Raw genomic sequence first — 19,823 nt, forward strand, 5'->3', positions numbered from 1 at the left:
GAAGGGGTAAATTTAATTTTTTATGAAAGTAGGATTAAAATGGATCGTTTCATTCTCAATGATAACACTGGTAGCCATCGGTGGTTTATTCTGGAGTCCTATTGTCGATTTTCCTAATACTGGAGAATTTCTGTCAGAAGATAAGATTGTAGGTGCAGATGTCGCATGGATTCTGGCAGCGGCAGGCCTCGTTTTGTTAATGACTCCCGGCCTGTCATTTTTTTACGGAGGAATGGTGGGAAAGAAAAATGTAATTTCTACCATGCTTCAGAGCTTTATTGCACTGGGCGTAATTTCCATTCTATGGGTAGTCATCGGTTTTTCGCTTTCCTTTGGCGATTCAATCGTCTTTACGGTGGATGGTGAACATTACGGAATTATCGGGAATCCTTTAAGTTACCCGTTTTTCAGCAGAGTAGGGGTATTGCCTCACAAGGACATGGCTTCAACCATCCCGTTTGTCCTTTTTGCGCTGTTCCAGATGAAATTTGCGGTGATTACGCCGGCTTTGATTACAGGATCTTTTGCCGAAAGGGTCCGTTTTGTTTCTTACCTTTTATTCATGGTGCTTTTCAGCATTTTTATCTATACACCGCTTTGCCACATGGTCTGGCATCCGGACGGGCTGTTAAACAAATATTTCGGGGTTAAAGATTTTGCAGGCGGAACCGTGGTTCACATGAGCGCCGGTTTTGCCGCACTGGCGGGCGCTTTGGTAGTAGGAAACAGAAAAAAGCCGCACCATGAGCCGTCAAATATTTCTTATGTCCTACTGGGAACGGGAATGCTCTGGTTCGGCTGGTTCGGGTTCAATGCAGGCTCTGCCCTAAGTGCCAATGCAACGGCGGCAATGGCTTTCGGGACCACTACCATTGCTTCAGGTTCGGCAATGATGACCTGGATCTTTTTTGACCGGATCAACGGGAGGAAAATATCAGCCTTGGGAGCCTGTATCGGGGCTGTTGTCGGTCTGGTAGCTATTACACCCGGCTGCGGGTTCGTATCAATTCCGGAAAGTATTTTCATCGGTTTCATCGCTGCCATTGTCTCAAACCTGATGGTAAACTGGGAAAAGCTTAAAAGAATTGATGATACCCTAGATGTTTTTGCCTGTCATGGGGTCGGCGGAATTATGGGAATGATCTTGACTGCCATTTTTGCGCACGGTGAAAATGCAAGCCTTCTTCACGGCGGTATTGATGTTTTTGCACACCACATGATGGCTTTGTTCCTGGTATCGTTATTTGCTTTTTTCGGGTCATTGGTTTTATATAAAATTACCGATAACATCATCACGCTGAGGGTTTCTGAAGAATCTGAAGACCTCGGCCTGGACATTTCCCAGCATGAAGAACGGCTCTCTTAAAACCAAATTTCAATGTTAAATTTTACTTTACAGCTGATTTAAAACCCAGAAGTAACCTTGACATAAAACAGTTTATCTACAGTGTTCATATAGTTTAATTGGAGCCGGGGGTGATTTTTCATCTCCGGCTTTTGCATTTCGATTTATCGTGTATCTTTGCGGTTAGGAAAAATGTAGGATTTTCTTTATGGAATCAATATCTGTTTTTGAAATTATTAAGGTTGGGATCGGTCCGTCAAGTTCACACACCATGGGCCCCTGGAATGCAGCGTCAGCCTTCATCAGAATTATAAAAAGGGAAAGGTCGGTAGCCGAGGTAAAAGAAGTTTTCCTTGAGTTTTTCGGTTCTCTGGCGAAAACCGGAATCGGGCACGGAACAGACATTGCCGGTATGCTGGGATTGAACGGTGAAGATTTTAAGACCATCAATACCTCAAAAATTGATGAGAAAGTAGCACAGATAAAAAGTACCCAAATCCTGAATCTGGGAGGCGAGAAAGAAATCCCTTTTATTTACGGGCACCACCTGGTTTTAAATATGCAGAAATCGCTTGATTTCCATCCGAACGGAATGATTTTCAAAGCTGTTTTTGAAGACGGTATCGAACTTGTGCAGGACTTCTATTCCGTGGGCGGAGGTTTTATTGCAAGCCAGGAAAAAAATTCTATAGAAAAGCACTGTGTGCGTACGCTGTATCCGTGCCACCGATCTTCGGATATTGTCAAGTACTGCCAGAAGCTTGGATTCGATAAGATTTCAGACCTGATTTTCATCAATGAAGAAAGCTGGAGGACGAATGCGGAAACCAGGCAGGAGGCACTTTATATCTGGCAGCAGATCAAAGAATGTATTTACAAAGGGGTGAATAAAGAAGGAATCCTTCCCGGAGGCCTGAATGTGACCAGAAGGGCTGCCGGAATCAACAGGAAGCTGCTGGGTGAGAAGATTTATAAAAATAAAGACGAATGGTTTCAGCAGGTGGTTGACGCGGAAGAAAATTTCACCAATATCAATAAATGGATTTCATGTTTTGCTCTGGCAGTGAATGAAGAAAACGCAAGCTTCGGGAGAATCATTACGGCTCCTACCAACGGTGCCAGCGGGGTAATCCCTGCAGTGCTGATGTATGCCCAGGCCTTTACCGAAGCTACCAGTGAAGATGACATTGTAAGGTTTCTGCTGGTAGCAGGTGAAATCGGGACCCTGTTCAAGAAAAATGCGACCATTTCCGCAGCAATGGGCGGCTGTCAGGCAGAAGTCGGGGTATCTTCGGCAATGGCTGCAGCAGGCCTTACCGAAATTCTGGGCGGGAGTGTCGGGCAGGTACTGATGGCAGCGGAAATTGCAATGGAGCATCATCTGGGATTAACCTGTGACCCGATCAGAGGCCTGGTGCAGATCCCGTGTATTGAACGGAATACCATGGGTGCGATCAAAGCCATTACGGCTGCCAATATCGCGCTGGAAAGTGATCCTGCAAAAGCAAAAGTAACGCTGGATGAGGTAATCCAGACGATGTGGGAAACCGCACTTGCGATGAATGACCGTTTTAAGGAAACTTCCGAAGGCGGCCTGGCTATTGCGGTGAATGTTCCGGAATGTTAGTATAATAAGTTAATTCAGAAATAGAAAACCTTAGAATTGTATGTTCTAAGGTTTTTGTCTTTTAGATCATTTCAAGCTTATTATTTATTTATTTATTTATTTATTTATTTATCAAGGATGCCTCTTATCTTGTTGGCATGGGAAATCAGTTCCCCTAAATAGTCAAAGTTTTCTTTTTCTAAAGCCGATTTGAACTTCCTTAACTGGGAAATATGTTCATTGAGGACATCAAGGACGTTTTCTTTGTTCTGCTTAAAAATCGGAACCCACATTTCAGGATGGGATTTTGCAAGGCGCACGGTGCTTGAAAACCCGGAACTCGCCAGCTGGAAAATCGTTTCCTCTTCACGTTCTTTTTCCAGGACGGTATTCGCCAGGGCGTAAGAGGTAATGTGGGAAATATGCGAAATGTAAGCGGTGTGAACATCATGGGCTTCCGCATTCATGTAGATTAAATGCATGTCCAGGTTTTCAACAATTTTTTCAACGGTTTTTAAAGCATCGTCTGCAGATTCTTCTTTATTGCAGATCACACCGGCTTTCCCGGAAAAACTCTCTGCAACTGCCGATGCAGGCCCGCTGTTCTCCGTTCCCCACATCGGGTGGAATGCGACAAATCTCGACCGTTTCGGGTGGTTCTGAACGGCATTTACAATTCCTGCTTTTGTGGATCCGGCATCCATAACGGTCTGACGGTCTGAAATTAGATCCAGTACCTCCGGCAACAGTTTCCTGGCGGCATCTACCGGAATGGCAAGAATAACCAGGTCTGAGTTTTTAATCCCGTATTCAAGATCGGCTCCGGCATCGATAATTTTTAAATCCAGTGCTTTATCCAGGTGTTCACGGTTGTTATCGATCCCGTAAATAAATTCTGCAATTCCTTTCTGTTTTAATTTCAGGGCCATGGAGCCGCCGATGAGCCCTGTTCCTATAATACTTATTTTCATCTTTACTGAGCGTTTTAAAATCAAAAAACCCCGTCCGCGGACGAGGTTATATAATGTGTACATCAGAAATCCTTATCCCGGGTGAGAGGTAAAAATTCCGTAATAATATGTTTCCTTGCTGATCATCATCAAACGAAGGTATGAAATTTTTTTTAAACTGAATTTAATATAAATGGCGGCCGCTGTACAGACGGCTTTAAAATGGTTCATTCATCTTCCGTTTGTACAGCGCTGTCCGCCATTCGTTACTGAGGGTTGCTGATAATCAGGGTCGACGGAATATCCGACAGCCACAGGCTTTTTGTGTCGATCAGGCTCTTCCAGCTTTTGCTGCTGATCAGCATCAGGTCCTGCGCATTCAGGAATTCTTTTTCGATCCTTTTTTCATTATATAAAGTGATGTGGTTCGGGGCAACCTGCTCAATACTTCTGATGAGTTCCTTTACTTCGATATTGCTTCGGATCTGTCCGGCAACATCCAGAATAATAATCTGGGAATTGTTATTGTTAATCAGTCTTTTTGCATATTCAAGCAGATAAAAATCGCTCAGGTTAAAGATCGGGACAAAAACCCTGTCTGCAGATTTAAATTCTTTCTCTACCAGAACACCTACCGGGATATTGGTCTTGTCCAGGATCTGCAGCGTAAAATCGTCAAAAGGCGAGTTGTTGAAAATATTTCCTCTTCCCTTAACGGTATTCAGGAGCTTTTCGGGATTGATGATCTTTGTGGTAAAGCCTAACAGCCTTCCCAAAAGGCTTCCTTCATACATGGATTTCCCGAGCATGATAAGGAGAAGATCGTAATTTCCTTTATTGGTAATATTCGTCAGGTCGCTTTCAACATCCGTGGACGCTTTGAACAGTGTGGTAATTTCAAGCTGGAGCTCGTTTGATGTTTCAACAACATTTTTAAACTGTTCTTTTTCAAAATCGTCGATCTCAAAGGCGTGAAGCTCATCAACAGGGGCAATATTCATGACGGTCACACTCTTGTTCCCATTCATTTTTCGGGTAAAATTATCTGCAAGCTTAAGAAGCGTGCTGCCGGATTTGGCAGTTTCAAAAGATAAAAGCACCCTGTATTTGGCATCGTCATCTTCCTGCTCATCCTCTTCCGTCATTGACGTCTTTCCTTTAAAAAGATAATTGATAAGATCAAGGCACGGACCTGTCATGAAAGTAGTGAACAAAGCCATAATCACCAACATGGCAAATAATTCCGGTCCTAGAACCCCCAAATCATATCCGATGTTCAGAACGATAAGCTCAGTAAGGCCCCTTGTGTTCATCAATGCACCTATCGTAAGGCTGTCTTTCCAGCTGATCTTGAGGAATTTTGCAGTCAGGGCACTTCCGACAAATTTACCCGTAACAGCTGTCAGTATAATAAATCCTCCGATTTTCCAGAGATGAGGATCATTCAGCAGTCCGATCTGCGTCCTTAACCCGGTAAAAACAAAGAAAAGGGGCAGCAACAGGACCAGGGCCACATCTTCCACTTTTTCTATGAACAGATTCCTGAACTTTACATTTTCCGGCATCACCGCACCTGCCATAAATGCTCCGAAAAGCGCATGGATCCCGATTACTTCCGTTGCATAGGAAGAAATAATCAGAATAAGAAAAAATACGGCAACCAGTGCTTTGCTGATAAAGCCTTTTCCTTTCTGGGATTCAGCAATCCTGTGGAGGAATGGTCGTACTGCTTTAATCATAATGAATACGTACAACACAGCCATTAAAATGACAAATATAGACCCTGAAAAAGATCCTGCCTTTACAATAGCAATAACAGCAGCAAGAATACACCATGCGGTAATATCGTCGGCAGCCGCGCAGGTAATGACAACGGTTCCTATTTTTGTTTTATGCAGGTTCCGTTCCTGAACAATCCGTGCCAGGACGGGAAAAGCCGTAATGCTCATCGCAATAGCAATAAACAGGGCAAACGAGCTGAACTGGATTCCCTCCGGAGCAAATTCTTTGTAAATAAAATAAGAAAGCCCGACGCCTAATGCAAACGGAAAGATGATACTGGCGTGGCTGATGACCACCGCATCGTGCGCTCTTTTCCTGAGAACGCTTAAATCCAGCTCCATACCAACGATGTACATGAACAGGATCAGCCCGATCTGGCTTAAAAACTGTAAATTCGGCAGTGATTCCTTAGGGAAAATAAAGGCTGAAAGCTCCGGGAAATAAAGTCCGAAAAGAGAAGGCCCGAGCACGATACCCGCAATCATCTCCCCGATTACCGAAGGCTGTTTCAGCTTCACGCAGATCCAACCGAAAAGCTTGGCAACCAGAATAATGGTAACGATCTGAGCCAAAAGCAGGGCCAGTGGATGATGGAGGTTCACCAGGAAAGAATCGGTAAAGTTTTCCCACATTGTGGAACCTGTGGTTTTGGGTACGGCAATGTTTTCCCCGATTTCAAGCGTTTTCCCTTCAATAAAAAACCAATACATCAGACATGAAAAAAATGTGATGGTGCTGATGTAAAAAATAATGTTTTTATATTTTCCCAGACTCATAATTCCGTTATGTTAAAGTGCAAATTTCCTAAGAATTTGTGGATGATGCCAACCCGATTTCTTAAAATGTAACCAAGGTGAGAAATAATGTAATGAAACCTGCCGGAAAGAATATTCGGGAGCCATTCCTGTTTTCCAGGCTCTGTTTTGAGTTGGATTTTTAGCATTGAATAAAGAGGAAGCTGTGATGGAGCCTATTTCCCAAACCGTTCCATCAATGAACTTTTATAGGTCTCACCGATCTGCAGTTTTAAAAAAGCATCATGGTCAGAAGGGATTTTGGTAATAATTTCGTTGGTTGAAAATATTTTAATGGAAGACAAAGCAATAATTTCTTTTTTATTGACCTGTGCAAAATCTTTTGCGGGAAGCATTTCCAGCAGGTTCTTGAAATTCAGGTTTTTTAAAACGATTTTTGTTCCGTCGCTGAGGATGATGTCCTTATCGCGACTGTCGATTTCAGAGGTTTTGATGTACACAATCTGATTCGTAAAGATGACTGTTTTACCGATATTGGTGTTCCACTCGATAAAGTCTTTTTTCGCCAGCTGCTGAACCAGGTTCCGGACTTTTTCAAAGGCCTGCGACAGTCTTTCTATTTTAATGGGTTTTCTCACATAATCCACTACGTTCAGGTCAAAAGCTTCGGCGGCATATTCTTTATAGGCAGTTGTAAAAATAATTTTTTTTGAACCTGAAATACGTTCTGCAACCTGTAGACCGTTAATTCCGGGCATTTCAATATCCAGAATACAGACCTCACAGTCAATCTGGTCAATTTCGTTCAGAAAAGCTTTAGGATCATTGAATGCCTTTACCACTTCCACCTGATCAATCTGTTCGCATAACAGCTTTAGATAGCTGATGGCCAGTAATTCATCATCAAGAATAACGCATTTTATCATAGAATTCTCTCAAATTAATTGTTAATTCTGCTGTGAAGATACCGTTTTTTGAATTTTTCTGAAGGGAATAGCTGCTGTTATAGATCATTTTCAGCCTTTGGTCCAGAGACTGGCTTCCGAAACCGCTTTTCTCTTTTTCCAGCATGTTTTTCAGGGAAGCTTTGTTGCTGACTTTCATGATGAAGATACCGTCTTCAAGTTCCAGCTGAATGGATATAAAGGAATCCTGAGCCAGGAAATCCGTGTGTTTAAAGGCATTCTCAATTAAATCCACCGAGAGCAGGGGCGCGAAAACTTTTTCTTCATAAATCTCATCAGACTTGTCGATTTTAGATTTAATCCTGAAATCAAACAAAGGATTCACCTTGATTTTGTTAATCTCAATAAGGCTTAAAGCGAAATTCAGTTCCTCTTTCGGGCTTACGAATTTGTTGTTGCTTTCATAAAGAATATAATCCAGGACATTGGCCAGCTTATCCAGTGACATGTAGGTGTGGTAGGCATGTGACTGAACCGAGTTCAGGATATTTTTGAACAGATGGGGGTTCAGCTTGGTCCCGATGTGCTCCAGCTGTACTTCATTCAGCCGCTGCTCAATAAGTTTATTGGCTGTGGAAAGTTTTGCGTTTTTTAGCTTGATGGACTGGTTCTGGCTGAATAAGAAAACAGCTGCTGCTAAAAAAAGGAAAATGGCAAATACCGCAGTAAATATCAGGTAATCATGGATCATGTAATAATTGCCTTCCATAGAATATTTAGATTAAGTTACAAAAAAAGTGAAAGAGCTGTTTCTCTACGAATTCTGAAATTCAACAGCAAACTGTCTTTTTTTATTTCGCTTTTTAGTGGAAATACTTTTATGACATCACCTTTTTGAACAAGTATTTTATAATCCGGACATTTGAAAATACATCCAAACCAAATCGTTCTCGTCTTAAAGTACCCATTTTTGTCTGTATATAAAGCAATAGGCTCAGACATTTGCCGGTGTATATTAAAAGTAAGATGGTCTTTTATTCCTTTTTTTCGCAATTCTTTTCGTTGTTCTACAGATATCGTATCCAAAACTTCACCCATTTTTTGAACCGTATCTATTCTTCCAATAATCAAAGAGATTTTAGCATCCTGTACAGGTTCGTTCTGAAGATTATAAACATTTCCACTATAATGTAGGAGTGATTCACAAGAACTTAAAGCAAATGCTAACAGCAATAAATAAAAAGTCTTTTTTAATTCTATTTTTCTATTCACGTTAAAACTTCAAAAAAAGCTACATTACTTCAATTTCTTCAGGGTATTTAAATTCAGGGTTTCCTCGCATTTTTCAAAGGTGATTTCATATACAGGATTTTCTTCAGGGTAGGTTAAAAGATAATCCGGGCATGGCTTTTTCTGTGCATGGCTTCTGTCAAAATCAATCTTTCCTTCGGTCAGGATGCTGTCTTTCAGGAATTTTTCACTGATCTTCAATGTGGCCATTTCTGCTTTTGCCCCATCGGTATATTTAAAATCTTTGGATAAAGATTCTGCAATAACGCGGCTGTTGGGAAGATAACCGGTGCAGCTTGCGCCTTTTTTGTTTAAGATAAAGAATACGAGAACGAGCCCGGGAATAAGACCAATTAAGTAGAATTTCAGCTTTTTCATTAGAAGATTAAAAGGTTGATATCATGATAGGTAAGCCCGAAACGGTCGCAGATGCTTTTCTTGGTATGCCTGCCTTTGTACATGTAAAGGCTCTGTTTCATTTCATTTTTGCGGACCAGCATGTTCTCAAAACCGCCTTCTTCATCATAATTCAGAATATAAGACAGAAAGAAGTTAGAGATGGCTTTTGTGGTGGTTCTCGGCATTCTTGAGGTAAGGTTCGGAAGCCCGCAATGGATCACGCCGTGCTTAATGATATACGGATCTTCCATGGTGGTGAGTTCTGAAGTCTCGATCACTTTTCCGTTGTCAATGGTAATGTCAATAATTACGCTGCCTTTTTTCATGGTCATAACCATATCTTCGGTTACAATCGGCGTCATGTTCAGCCGTGGAAGCGCCCCGATGACCACATCGGCTCTCCGCAAAGCTTTTTTCAGTTCTTTGGGATCAATAATGGAAGTGGGAACCCTGCTGTCTACCAGCGTATGAAGCCTCCTCAGTTTTGAAAGGGAGTTATCAAAAACCCTGACATTGGCACCCAGCCCGATGGCGGCTTTGGTTGCAAATTCACCAACAATTCCGGCTCCTAAAATCACGACTTCCGCAGGACGTACCCCGGTAATTCCACCCAGCATCAGGCCGTTGGACAACGCCAGCAATTCGGAAGCATAGAGAATGGAAACCGTTCCTGCAATTTCGCCGATCAGCCTTACCAGCGCCAGCTGCTTATATTCGTCAACAATAAATTCAAAAGCAATGGCATTGACTTTTTTCTCCGCCAGCTTTAAGAAATATCCTTTATCCCGCAGGTTGATCTGAAGCGCAGAAACCAGATAGGTATTCGGGCGCATATAATCGATCTCCTCTTCTGTAGGCGGATTGATTTTTAAAATTAAATCCTGCGCGAAAGCCTCCTTAGGATCATTGGTAATCCTGGCTCCCGATTCGGAATATTGTAAATCTGTAAAAAACGAGCATTCTCCGGCCCCGGCTTCTATGATGATTTCATGGCCGCTTTCTACCAGAACCTGTACCGCATCCGGGGTGATACACGTTCTTCTTTCGTTCAGGGAGGTCTCTTTCGGGATCCCGATACTGAACTGTTTTCCTTTCTTAATAACCTCCAGTTTTTCTTCCTGCGGCATCAGTTCCTCTTCGGTAAAAGGAGTAAAAATGTTTGTAGTACTCATCCTTATTAATTAATTAAGTTCTTACAGATCGTTATTTTACATTCAATTTCAACGGCAAAGATACATAATATTTACGCGAATAAAACCTCTCTGCTTTCTCCGGTATTGATGATGCTCATCTCGTGATACTTAAGCCCGTACAATTCATCTTCATACACTTCCGGCCACTCGATAATGCATAGAAAAGCGTTGTCCAGATACTCTTCAATGCCGGTATCATAGACTTCTTCGATGCTTTTCAGGCGGTACAGGTCAAAATGAAAAATCTTTCCTTTCGGCGTGTCATATTCGTTGACAATGGAGTAGGTAGGAGAGTTCACTTCATCCCGGCTTCCCAGATTTTTAAGCAGAAACTGGGTGAACGTGGTTTTCCCTGCGCCCAGGTTGCCTTTTAATAAAAGGATAGGATGCTCTAATGCTGAAATGACGGTCTCTGCGATATGCTGCCAGTCGTTGATGCTTTTTATATTAAATTGCATGAAAGTTCTTTGATGCAAAATTAGCCATAAACTGTTATATTTGTACAGAATTTTCTACTTCCCACATTACTTTTTGCATTATGATTTCTAAGCTGACTATTGACAAGATCTTTTCAACAATTCGTGTAGAGGAAATTGTTGGGGAGTATGTGCAGCTGAAGAGGGCCGGGTCCAATTTTAAAGGATTAAGCCCGTTCCATGACGAAAAGTCACCCAGTTTCGTTGTTTCGCCAAGCAAGCAGATCTGGAAAGATTTCTCTACGGGAAAAGGCGGAACGGCCATTTCTTTCCTGATGGAGATTGAAAATTTCACCTATCCTGAAGCACTCCGCCACGCTGCTAAAAAATACGGCATCGAGATTGAAGAAGATCAGAAAGTTTTTTCCGAGGAAGCCAGGCAGGCCAATACTGAACGGGACATCCTTTATAAAATTCATGAAATCGCCAATGATTACTTTCAGGAGCTTTTGTGGAATTCCCAGGAAGGAAAATCAATCGGTCTGTCCTATTTCAAAGAGCGTGAACTGAAAGATGACATCATCAAAAAATTCCAGTTGGGATATTCCCCGGAAAAGAAAGATGCTTTTACGGCGTACGCCCTTGAAAAAGGCTACAATAAGGAAATCCTGGAAAAATCAGGGTTGTCTATATTCCCGGAGAATACACCGTCGGGGGTTGACCGGTTCCGGGAAAGGGTGATGTTCCCGATTCACAGTTTCTCGGGAAGGGTACTGGGTTTCGGGGCGCGAATCCTTAAAAATAATGTAAAGACTGCAAAATACCTCAACTCGCCGGAGACGGAGATCTACCATAAATCCAATGTCCTTTACGGATTAAACCAGAGCAAGCAGGCGATTTCCAGGAAAAATGTCTGTCTTCTGGTAGAAGGATATATGGATGTGATTTCACTCCACATGTCCGGGATTGAGAATGTGGTGGCGAGCTCCGGGACTTCCTTGACCACGGAGCAGATTAAGCTGATCAAAAGGCTTACGGAAAACGTAACGATTCTTTTTGACGGGGACAATGCAGGGATAAAAGCCAGTTTCCGGAGCATTGATATGCTGCTGACGGAAGGCATGAACATCCGTGTCCTCCTGTTTCCGGATGGTGACGACCCGGATTCCTTTGCAAGAAAGCATCCGCAGGAATATGTTGAAAAGTTCATTGAGGAAAAAGCAATGGATTTTATCGATTTTAAAGCTGAAATCCTTCTGAAGGAAGTCGGGGATGACCCGATTAAGAAAGCAGAGGCCATCCGCGATATCGTAAAATCAGTTTCGTTTGTCCAGAATGCCCTGAAAAGAGAGGTGTACCTGAAACAGGTGTCCAATAAATTCGGGCTGTCTGAGCAGAGTCTGTTCAATGAGCTTGATGTTCAGCAGCAGATTACCCAGAATCAGAACCAGCATCAGCACGTTCAGCAGCAAAGGCAGAACAGCGCCCCTCCGAAAATGGAAATTGTTCCTCCGGAAGAAGACCGGGGAGACCGTTTTTTATATGATGTGCTGTTCATGGAAAATAAGCTGGTAAACCATATGCTGATGTTCGGCGACATTGTTTTAAAAAGAAGCAATGATAAGGATGAAGAATACCAGATTACCGTAATTGAAGAGATCCTGCATCATTTTGAAGAAGAAAATTACAGTTTTTTAGCCAAGCCCAATGAACTGATCATTCACCATGTAAAAGAAGGGATTCAGAAAGATGAGCTGAGAAGCGGAAGTTTTTTTATCAATTTTATGGATGAAGGAATTACCCAGAAAGTGGTGGATGCCTTACTGACTCCCGACGACCTTGAAAACTGGGCTTCCCGGAATATTTTCCCACCCAATTACGGTGATAAAATTGCCGAACAGGTAAGAGGGGATGTTTTGCTGCACAAATACCGGTACATAGATTACCTTATAAAAGAAACCGCAAAACAGCTTGAGGAATGCCGGACGGCCGATGAAAACAGGTATTATGAAATCATCAAACAGATTACCATGCTGAAACAGGCTTCCATCCGGCTGAGTGACATGATAGAATATTCTCCGATTAAAGGTATTTATGCCAGCAGGAAATAACAATGTAAGACATCCTGCAGATGAAGGCTGTACTTTCTGTGACAAAAAGTCCTGTAAAATTTTAGGAATAAAAGTTGTAATTTAACTCTCGTAAATTTTAATATACACAACAGAAATATGGACATTAAAAAAGAATTCAGAGATTTCTCTACAAAACATTTAGGAAACAGCGGTCTGGCTACCGATCAATATATGGGAATGTACGGCCCTACGAATCTTACACCGTATATCATGGAAGAAAGAAGGTTGAACGTTGCGCAGATGGACGTTTTTTCCCGTCTGATGATGGACCGGATTATTTTCCTGGGTACGGGAATTGATGACCAGGTAGCGAACATCGTAACAGCACAGCTTTTATTCCTGGAAAGTGCAGATCCTTCAAAAGACATCCAGATTTACATCAACTCTCCGGGAGGAAGTGTTTACGCAGGATTGGGAATTTATGATACAATGCAGATCATTAAGCCTGATGTAGCCACCATCTGTACAGGGATTGCCGCTTCAATGGGCGCTGTATTGCTGGTTGCGGGAGAAAAAGGCAAGCGTTCGGCGCTTAAACATTCAAGAGTGATGATTCACCAGCCTTCAGGAGGTGCACAAGGGGTAGCTTCTGATATGGAAATCAACCTGAGAGAGATGCTGAAGCTTAAGAAAGAATTGTATGACATCATCTCGGAACACTCCGGACAGACGTATGAGTGGGTAGAAAAAGCATCCGACAGAGATTACTGGATGACTTCTACCGAAGCAAAAGATTTCGGAATGGTAGACGAAGTTTTACAGAGATCCAAAGAGAAAAAATAATTTTCTTAAATAAGAAACAGAAAGCGCATCAATTGATTTTGATGCGCTTTTTTTATACGATTCAATTGAATTCAATTCAAAATTTTAACTGAAAAGAAGTAGCATATTTCGACAGTATGATAATAAGGAATAAAAATTTTCAGAAATTAAAAATTAAACATTTATCCCTTAAAATTTTAACAAACTTTTATCAATGAAGAAGTTGAGAACGGCACTATTTTTCCAATAGGAAGGGCATAACACTTAAATCATAAAAATTATGTCAAAGAAAATTGCAATTTTAGCAACCCACGGATTTGAAGAAAGCGAACTGAAATCACCGAAAGAACATTTGGAGCAGCAGGGCTGGACGGCTCATATCATCAGTCCGGAATCAGGGACGATCAAAGCATGGGCAGAAAAAGACTGGGGACAGGAATACAATGTGGATAAAACATTAGGCGAAGCACATGCTTCAGATTATGATGCTTTGGTTCTGCCGGGCGGCGTGATCAATCCGGATCAGTTAAGAACCAATGAGACAGCTTTATCATTTGTCAGAGATTTCTTCCAGCAGCAGAAACCGGTGGCAGCAATCTGTCACGGACCGCAGATTTTAATTAATGCTGAAGTAGTAAAAGGAAGAAATATGACTTCTGTAGACTCCATCAGCAAAGACCTGAAGAATGCAGGTGCAGAATGGGAAGACAGTGAAGTAGTGGTAGATAATGGTCTGGTAACCAGCCGTACCCCAAAAGATCTTCCGGCATTCAATGCTAAAATGGTAGAAGAAATCATGGAAGGCAAACATGAAGATCAGACAGTATAATCTGATTTCGTGAAGAAAAATATAAAAGACCCGGATTTTTAATTCGGGTCTTTTTTTAGAATTTATTTTGAATAAGACGGCATCATCGGATTGCTGATGACCGAACATTTTCTCACTTCTACCACGGTCGAAGCCGTGTTGTTGGTAAGATCTGTATCCGTAATCTGGCCGCTTGAAATGTTAGAAACCATTTTAAAGCTGTGGTTGGTACCGATTCCCTTTTTGTAATACTGGCCGGTTACGGTAATGATCCCGGAGGACTTGGCATTCAATCCGACCACGCCGTTAATTTCATTCGATGTAAAATTAGAGCTTTGAAGATTGGAATTGGTAAAACTGCTGTTATAGGAAACTCCGGTAATCTTAAATTTGGAGAAATCCACTAAATTATTATTCTGGTCCAGAATTTTCCCGTTGAAGTTGATGCTGTTTAGGGCAGCATTCGTGTCGTTGCTTACTTCTACCTTAAAGGTAACGGGACGGCTGTTTTCGTTGCAGGTAAAATAGCTGTCTGAACGGCTGTCGACCCTGAGATTGCCGGGTGTAGTCAGGATAATATTCCGGATTTCCTGAAAATTGAATCCTCCTCCAGTAGAAGCTGAAAAGCCCAGTTTCAGGTTGGCGGGAATCGGATAGACGGCAGAGCTTAATGTATAGGTAAATACCTGGGTGAAGTCACTTTGGTTTTCCTTTCTCCACTTAACGGTAACTACATAATCTGTTCCCGGTTTTGTAATCATCACCTGTACCCTTCTGTAAAAAATGTTATCTGCAGGCCTTGTTGCCGTTACCGTGTTATAATCAATTTCGTTTCTCGTGCGGATATCGTTTACCGTACCGGTCCGGTCACCCAGTGCTGCGCTGGTAAGATAAATGTTGGAACTGGTATATGTGCTGCTGGTAGGGCCTCTCAGTACAAAAGCATTGGGAAGCATTCCTGAAGTAAGCATTCCTGCCGGAGCAGATCCGTGCCTGTTTTCTCCGTTGTTCGCATAGTTTCCGTACGCATCCAGGCCTATGCCCAGGTATCCTCCGGAGAGCCCGGTTGTGCCTGCAGGATTACTGTAGGTAGCATATCCTAATGAGCCTCCGTAACCACCGAGCTTGAAATTGGCATCTGATACTGAAGCATCAAACAGGTATACGCAGAAGCCGTCGGCCCCGTTATAGCTGTCGGCAACATTCCGCCAGTCCTTATACTCGAAATCAGCAATGACGCCCAGGGTAGTCGGGAATCCCTGCAAAACATACATGTAGCCTTTCTGATTGGCTTTGGCTTCTGTAAGCCTGAGCCATCCTGCTCCGTTGGGGTCTGCGCCTGTAGCAGCGGTAAGGGAAGCGTTATCCCCGATCTTTATTCCGGTAAAATCCTTTGTGGTAAGCGGATTGGTTATCGTAAACTGTGCTGAAGCCGAAATAAATGCCAGTGAAGCACATACAGGAATAATGAATTTTGAGCAATAGTGTTGGAATTTCATATGACCGTGCTCTTATTTTACAACAAATACAATGTTCATAAAGCTGGCTTCCGTAGCGTTGTTGCTTATGGTATAGTTTAATATACCGTTGGCATCAATGGTTACATTGGTAAATACACTGCTGTCATAATACGTAATGTAATACTCAAGATCGTTTTTACCCAAGACCGGAATTTTTCCCGAAGCTCCGGTACTGGATACCTGAGGAGCCGTAAACTGATCATAGTACAGCTGATAAAGATCTTTGGTTTTGGCCCCTAATGTGGTGGTGTCAAATAAAATAGACGGCATGTAGAAAAATTTAGGCATAGACAGGCCTATCCATTTTGATATTGAATTATTATAGTAATAAAAACCGGGAGCCGTAACATTAACGGTTTTGGGTGTTGACATGCCGGGTGCTGTAGTTACGTATACAACAGCAGAATTCTGGTCAGCTCCGTAAAGGTTGTCCCTGGAAACCAGTTCGTTTCCGGATAAACGTACAGTAAGAAAGCCTTCGGCAGACGTTGCTGCAGATTTATGAAGGTCAAGTGTTGATTTTGGGGCAGCGGTATTAATGCCTACCTGGCTGTAGAATGAAGATGCCGCTGATAGACACAGCAGCGAGATAATTTTTTTCAATTTGCAATTTTTTTCAAAATTAACCAATATTAATAATTGATATGATATTTTTAAAGTGTATTTTTTATGAATTTAATCATACATCGTGATATTGTCTTTTATTGCTGTCTGTTTTTAGCTAAAAAATTATTATATGTGTAAATATAAAGATTTATGTATTCTGGTTTTATAAGGTTATGGTTCTCCCGTAAAGGATACTGTAAATTTAAATGTATGGATTCATTATGATGCTCCATTCTTTCGGATTGTTCTGAACCGAAATGTAACTTTAATAATTTATAAGCACTGTCATTCAGATCATTGGTAATGAAGGCGCATAGTACAGGATTTAAGAAATATTTAATGTAACCGATGCGTATTTAAAGTATACATAGTATTCCATTGATGATCAGTTCACACAACAACGCTACTTTCGCGTCATAATAAACGATATGAAAAAAATACTGCTATCTGTAGTGATGCTGGCCGCTGTTACAGCCTGCAAAGATGATGAAACCATCAATAATCAGGATCTTAACTACTCCAAACTTCCTCAGGAATTCCCTTTTTCTACGATGTCAACCCTTAATGGCGTCGGGATCATCAACGGAGGTTTCGGTTCGGGAGCTGCGGCGCACCCTTCCAGAAAAGGAGAGTTTTATGTTATTACAGACCGCGGCCCGAATACTGATTATCTGAGCGGCAAAAAGTTTCTTACGCCTTCTTTTACGCCTACCATCATGCATTTTAAAATTAATGCGGACGGGAATATTGAAGTAATTAAATATATCAAGCTTAAAAATCCTTCCGGACAGCCGATTACAGGGCTCCCGAACCCTGCAGGAATGGGAAGTACCGGAGAAGTGGCCTATGATGCCAACGGAAATATACTGGGCACCGATAATTACGGGCTCGACAGTGAAAGTATTGTGGCTGCTGCAGACGGGACGTTCTGGGTCTCTGACGAATACGGACCCCACATCGTACATTACAGTGCAGAAGGCGTTGAACTGGAAAGGATCAGCCCGATCGGAGTGAATACCGGGACAAGGAAATTACCGGCTGTTTTAGCTAAGAGAAGGGCCAACAGGGGAATGGAAGGCCTCTGCATTACACCTGACGGAAAAACCCTGGTAGGAACCATCCAGTCCATGATGTATGTGCCGAATAAAAATGCAGCGACCAATAAAACCTTAACCAGAATCGTAACTTTTGATCTTGCCACAGGCCAGACCAAGCAGTTCCTGTATCAGCAGGACGGAGGCGCTTCGGATTCCGTATGCGATATTACCGCCATCAGCAATACGGAATTTTTAGTGATTGAAAGAGATGGTAATTTCGGTTCTCAGGGAGGGATTAAGAAAGTGTATAAAATAAACATGGCCGGAGCTTCTGATGTCAATGGGAGTGACCTTGCCGCTGTTGACGGGATGAAAATTAATGGAAAAGCCCTGGAACAGTGTACCTGGAGTGAAATTTCAGCAGCGGGAATCCAGTCTGTTTCCAAAACACTGGCTGTTGACCTTGTGGCTAAAACAGGGTATGAGCATGATAAATTTGAAGGACTGATTTATTTGGGAAATAACAAAATTGCAGTTTTCAATGATGATGATTTCGGAATTGTAGATGACGGAAACGGCAATCCCAAAGCAAAGATCCTGCCTAAAACCGGGAAAGTAGATAAAGGAACAATGTACGTAATCGATATTCAGTAATTAGATTTTAAAACAATCGGCCGCATCTTCGATGCGGCCAGATCGGAAGNACCATTACAAAAATTGCTTTGGAATACAATGCAAACGATAAAGGAACAGCGATGCGGCCGATTGTTTATATACTTTTATCAGGATTTTCTTTTTAAAGAAAACTGTATAAATCAGAAATGTCTGTATGATCACGTTTCCAAAATAAATCAATACTGCCTGGTAACCGGAATCGGTGCATAAAAAGGTAAATTTTCATCTGCAAATACCGCAGGTGCACTTACCAGGAAATGTATTAAAATAAAAGGATATTTAAGGAATTCAGGCTCAATACTGCCTGAAAACTGGTCATACAGGAAGCCGTAGGCGGTATCAAAAATAAAAATGCCTGAGAATAGAAAATACATTTTTTCATATCAGCCGTACGGACATTTTATCTGATTAATTAAACCCTTCAATAATCCTGGAGAAATCTTCCAGTTTCAATGCGGCTCCGCCGATCAGTCCGCCGTCAATATCAGGCTGGGAGAAAATTTCTTTTGCATTGTCCGGCTTTACAGAACCTCCGTACAGGATGGAAATCTCGTCCGCTACTTCCTGCCCGTATTTTGCAGCAATCGTACTTCTGATGTGCGCGTGGATTTCCTGCGCCTGTTCCGGCGTTGCTGTTTCACCGGTTCCGATGGCCCAGACCGGTTCGTAAGCAATGACTACTTTTTTAATTTCTTCTGCTGAAAGCGTGAAAAGAGCCACTTCGGTCTGGTTTTTTACCACCTCAAAATGCTGTCCGGCCTTTCTCTGCTCCAGCGTTTCACCGTTACAGTATACCGGGATTAAGCCCTTATCCAAAGCCAGCTTCACTTTTCTGTTGCAGTGGGAATCTGTTTCCCCGTGGTACTGCCTTCTTTCGGAATGTCCGATCAGTGTACCGGAAGCATCAATGGATTCCAGCATGTCTGCGGAAATTTCACCGGTGTAGGCACCGCTTTCATGCTCACTCATATCCTGGGAAAACACACCGATTTCATCCTTTTCAAAGATGTCTTTCGCCATCATTAGATACAGGGCGGGCGGGGCAATCCAGACTTCGCAGTTGGCGGTGTTGTTGTTTTTATAGCTTAGTAACTGAACCATCAACTGTTGGGCATCAATTACATTCTTATTCATTTTCCAGTTTCCTGCTACTATTTTTCTTCTCATAGATTTATTTATTTTAGAAGTTAGAGGTCAGAAATCAAAAGTTAGAATTACGGTAATTTTTTAAACTGATAGCTAACTTCTGATATCTAATTTCTTAATTGATTTTCCAAAGGTTTTTCAAAAGCGTATAAAAAGTATGTTCCTCATCGGTAACCACATTGTCCGCTTTGATCAGGGTTTTTGCAAATTGCACGAAATTTTTGCGCTCTTCCTCGGTAGAATCGTCATAGAAACAACGGGCATGGAATTCAAAATGGTCTTTCCATTCTTCCGGCTGCAGGGTAGCAATGGCATCAAGTTCATTGTCAAGATTGATTTTGAAAGGAAATTCGTCGGCTAAATACTGCTGAACAATCATTCCTTCTTCCGGAGCAAATTCCCCGTCTACAGAGGAAAGAATCATCAATAAATGGTAACCGGCAATCGGTTTATTTGATTTTTGCATTATTAAATATATAGTTTAGCGTTTAAAATT

General features: G+C 42.0%; 19 protein-coding genes. 6 read left to right on the forward strand and 13 right to left on the reverse strand.

Annotation, left to right across the window (positions count from 1 at the left end; all coding sequences use genetic code 11):
* Positions 1–22 precede the first annotated feature (22 nt).
* Complete coding sequence (locus tag ASE55_RS07515; RefSeq protein WP_056217350.1) at positions 23–1,366, forward strand: ammonium transporter; 1,344 nt, start codon at positions 23–25, stop codon at positions 1,364–1,366.
* 187 nt (positions 1,367–1,553) lie between these two features.
* The gene (locus ASE55_RS07520; protein WP_056217353.1) at positions 1,554–2,972 is read left to right on the forward strand and encodes an L-serine ammonia-lyase; all 1,419 of its coding nucleotides are present in this window, start codon (positions 1,554–1,556) and stop codon (positions 2,970–2,972) included.
* Between the two features lie 104 nt (positions 2,973–3,076).
* Here the strand turns inward: ASE55_RS07520 and ASE55_RS07525 are convergent, their stop codons facing one another.
* From ASE55_RS07525 to tsaE, 8 genes are all read right to left on the reverse strand, one after another.
* Positions 3,077–3,922: a prephenate dehydrogenase gene (locus tag ASE55_RS07525; protein ID WP_056217356.1), complete on the reverse strand. Its 846-nt coding sequence runs from the start codon at positions 3,920–3,922 to the stop codon at positions 3,077–3,079.
* Between the two features lie 245 nt (positions 3,923–4,167).
* Positions 4,168–6,459 (reverse strand): cation:proton antiporter, encoded by a 2,292-nt coding sequence (locus tag ASE55_RS07530; RefSeq protein ID WP_238585014.1) that lies wholly within the window; start codon positions 6,457–6,459, stop codon positions 4,168–4,170.
* Positions 6,460–6,653: 194 nt separating this feature from the next.
* The gene (locus ASE55_RS07535) at positions 6,654–7,364 is read right to left on the reverse strand and encodes a LytR/AlgR family response regulator transcription factor (RefSeq protein ID WP_056217359.1); all 711 of its coding nucleotides are present in this window, start codon (positions 7,362–7,364) and stop codon (positions 6,654–6,656) included.
* On the reverse strand, positions 7,342–8,112 hold the full coding sequence (locus ASE55_RS07540; RefSeq protein ID WP_082474369.1) for a histidine kinase: 771 nt from the start codon (positions 8,110–8,112) through the stop codon (positions 7,342–7,344). Before ASE55_RS07540 ends, ASE55_RS07535 begins: the two co-directional genes overlap by 23 nt.
* A 17-nt stretch (positions 8,113–8,129) precedes the next feature.
* Positions 8,130–8,615 (reverse strand): hypothetical protein, encoded by a 486-nt coding sequence (locus tag ASE55_RS07545; protein WP_056217361.1) that lies wholly within the window; start codon positions 8,613–8,615, stop codon positions 8,130–8,132.
* A gap of 24 nt (positions 8,616–8,639) precedes the next feature.
* Positions 8,640–9,011: a hypothetical protein gene (locus ASE55_RS07550; protein WP_056217364.1), complete on the reverse strand. Its 372-nt coding sequence runs from the start codon at positions 9,009–9,011 to the stop codon at positions 8,640–8,642.
* Positions 9,011–10,204: an alanine dehydrogenase gene (locus ASE55_RS07555; protein ID WP_056217366.1), complete on the reverse strand. Its 1,194-nt coding sequence runs from the start codon at positions 10,202–10,204 to the stop codon at positions 9,011–9,013. The genes ASE55_RS07550 and ASE55_RS07555 overlap by 1 nt, the downstream gene beginning before the upstream one ends.
* 71 nt (positions 10,205–10,275) lie before the next feature.
* Complete coding sequence (gene tsaE, locus ASE55_RS07560) at positions 10,276–10,683, reverse strand: tRNA (adenosine(37)-N6)-threonylcarbamoyltransferase complex ATPase subunit type 1 TsaE (protein ID WP_056217368.1); 408 nt, start codon at positions 10,681–10,683, stop codon at positions 10,276–10,278.
* An 80-nt stretch (positions 10,684–10,763) separates the two neighbouring features.
* Here tsaE and dnaG point away from each other — a divergent pair, with 80 nt between their 5' ends.
* From dnaG to ASE55_RS07575, 3 genes are all read left to right on the forward strand, one after another.
* The gene (gene dnaG / locus ASE55_RS07565) at positions 10,764–12,752 is read left to right on the forward strand and encodes a DNA primase (RefSeq protein WP_056217370.1); all 1,989 of its coding nucleotides are present in this window, start codon (positions 10,764–10,766) and stop codon (positions 12,750–12,752) included.
* Positions 12,753–12,869: 117 nt separating this feature from the next.
* Positions 12,870–13,556 (forward strand): ATP-dependent Clp endopeptidase proteolytic subunit ClpP, encoded by a 687-nt coding sequence (gene clpP, locus ASE55_RS07570; RefSeq protein WP_027386198.1) that lies wholly within the window; start codon positions 12,870–12,872, stop codon positions 13,554–13,556.
* A 259-nt stretch (positions 13,557–13,815) separates the two neighbouring features.
* Entirely contained in the window at positions 13,816–14,364 is a 549-nt protein-coding gene (locus ASE55_RS07575; RefSeq protein ID WP_056217373.1) for a type 1 glutamine amidotransferase domain-containing protein, read from the forward strand.
* Between the two features lie 62 nt (positions 14,365–14,426).
* Here ASE55_RS07575 and ASE55_RS07580 read toward each other — a convergent pair whose 3' ends face one another.
* Both ASE55_RS07580 and ASE55_RS07585 read right to left on the reverse strand, forming a co-directional pair.
* Positions 14,427–15,842 (reverse strand): hypothetical protein, encoded by a 1,416-nt coding sequence (locus ASE55_RS07580; RefSeq protein ID WP_056217376.1) that lies wholly within the window; start codon positions 15,840–15,842, stop codon positions 14,427–14,429.
* 12 nt (positions 15,843–15,854) lie between these two features.
* Entirely contained in the window at positions 15,855–16,466 is a 612-nt protein-coding gene (locus tag ASE55_RS07585; RefSeq protein ID WP_056217378.1) for a hypothetical protein, read from the reverse strand.
* 431 nt (positions 16,467–16,897) lie between these two features.
* Between ASE55_RS07585 and ASE55_RS07590 the strand changes: the two genes are divergently transcribed.
* Positions 16,898–18,160: an esterase-like activity of phytase family protein gene (locus tag ASE55_RS07590; RefSeq protein ID WP_056217379.1), complete on the forward strand. Its 1,263-nt coding sequence runs from the start codon at positions 16,898–16,900 to the stop codon at positions 18,158–18,160.
* 197 nt (positions 18,161–18,357) lie between these two features.
* Here ASE55_RS07590 and ASE55_RS07595 read toward each other — a convergent pair whose 3' ends face one another.
* From ASE55_RS07595 to ASE55_RS07605, 3 genes are all read right to left on the reverse strand, one after another.
* Positions 18,358–18,555: a hypothetical protein gene (locus ASE55_RS07595; protein WP_056217381.1), complete on the reverse strand. Its 198-nt coding sequence runs from the start codon at positions 18,553–18,555 to the stop codon at positions 18,358–18,360.
* A gap of 34 nt (positions 18,556–18,589) precedes the next feature.
* Entirely contained in the window at positions 18,590–19,348 is a 759-nt protein-coding gene (gene tpiA, locus ASE55_RS07600; protein WP_056217383.1) for a triose-phosphate isomerase, read from the reverse strand.
* A 94-nt stretch (positions 19,349–19,442) separates the two neighbouring features.
* The gene (locus tag ASE55_RS07605) at positions 19,443–19,793 is read right to left on the reverse strand and encodes a TerB family tellurite resistance protein (protein WP_056217386.1); all 351 of its coding nucleotides are present in this window, start codon (positions 19,791–19,793) and stop codon (positions 19,443–19,445) included.
* Positions 19,794–19,823: the final 30 nt, after the last annotated feature.

This window comes from Chryseobacterium sp. Leaf201, assembly GCF_001421435.1.
Classification (GTDB): domain Bacteria; phylum Bacteroidota; class Bacteroidia; order Flavobacteriales; family Weeksellaceae; genus Chryseobacterium.

What these genes read in the sequence shown, in the direction of transcription:
- ASE55_RS07515 (WP_056217350.1), top strand. Translation starts at nt 23, where the DNA reads ATGAAAGTAGGATTAAAATGGATCGTTTCATTCTCAATGATAACACTG.
- ASE55_RS07520 (WP_056217353.1), top strand. Translation starts at nt 1,554, where the DNA reads ATGGAATCAATATCTGTTTTTGAAATTATTAAGGTTGGGATCGGTCCG.
- ASE55_RS07525 (WP_056217356.1), bottom strand. Translation starts at nt 3,922, where the DNA reads ATGAAAATAAGTATTATAGGAACAGGGCTCATCGGCGGCTCCATGGCC.
- ASE55_RS07530 (WP_238585014.1), bottom strand. Translation starts at nt 6,459, where the DNA reads ATGAGTCTGGGAAAATATAAAAACATTATTTTTTACATCAGCACCATC.
- ASE55_RS07535 (WP_056217359.1), bottom strand. Translation starts at nt 7,364, where the DNA reads ATGATAAAATGCGTTATTCTTGATGATGAATTACTGGCCATCAGCTAT.
- ASE55_RS07540 (WP_082474369.1), bottom strand. Translation starts at nt 8,112, where the DNA reads ATGGAAGGCAATTATTACATGATCCATGATTACCTGATATTTACTGCG.
- ASE55_RS07550 (WP_056217364.1), bottom strand. Translation starts at nt 9,011, where the DNA reads ATGAAAAAGCTGAAATTCTACTTAATTGGTCTTATTCCCGGGCTCGTT.
- ASE55_RS07555 (WP_056217366.1), bottom strand. Translation starts at nt 10,204, where the DNA reads ATGAGTACTACAAACATTTTTACTCCTTTTACCGAAGAGGAACTGATG.
- tsaE (WP_056217368.1), bottom strand. Translation starts at nt 10,683, where the DNA reads ATGCAATTTAATATAAAAAGCATCAACGACTGGCAGCATATCGCAGAG.
- dnaG (WP_056217370.1), top strand. Translation starts at nt 10,764, where the DNA reads ATGATTTCTAAGCTGACTATTGACAAGATCTTTTCAACAATTCGTGTA.
- clpP (WP_027386198.1), top strand. Translation starts at nt 12,870, where the DNA reads ATGGACATTAAAAAAGAATTCAGAGATTTCTCTACAAAACATTTAGGA.
- ASE55_RS07575 (WP_056217373.1), top strand. Translation starts at nt 13,816, where the DNA reads ATGTCAAAGAAAATTGCAATTTTAGCAACCCACGGATTTGAAGAAAGC.
- ASE55_RS07580 (WP_056217376.1), bottom strand. Translation starts at nt 15,842, where the DNA reads ATGAAATTCCAACACTATTGCTCAAAATTCATTATTCCTGTATGTGCT.
- ASE55_RS07590 (WP_056217379.1), top strand. Translation starts at nt 16,898, where the DNA reads ATGAAAAAAATACTGCTATCTGTAGTGATGCTGGCCGCTGTTACAGCC.
- ASE55_RS07595 (WP_056217381.1), bottom strand. Translation starts at nt 18,555, where the DNA reads ATGTATTTTCTATTCTCAGGCATTTTTATTTTTGATACCGCCTACGGC.
- tpiA (WP_056217383.1), bottom strand. Translation starts at nt 19,348, where the DNA reads ATGAGAAGAAAAATAGTAGCAGGAAACTGGAAAATGAATAAGAATGTA.
- ASE55_RS07605 (WP_056217386.1), bottom strand. Translation starts at nt 19,793, where the DNA reads ATGCAAAAATCAAATAAACCGATTGCCGGTTACCATTTATTGATGATT.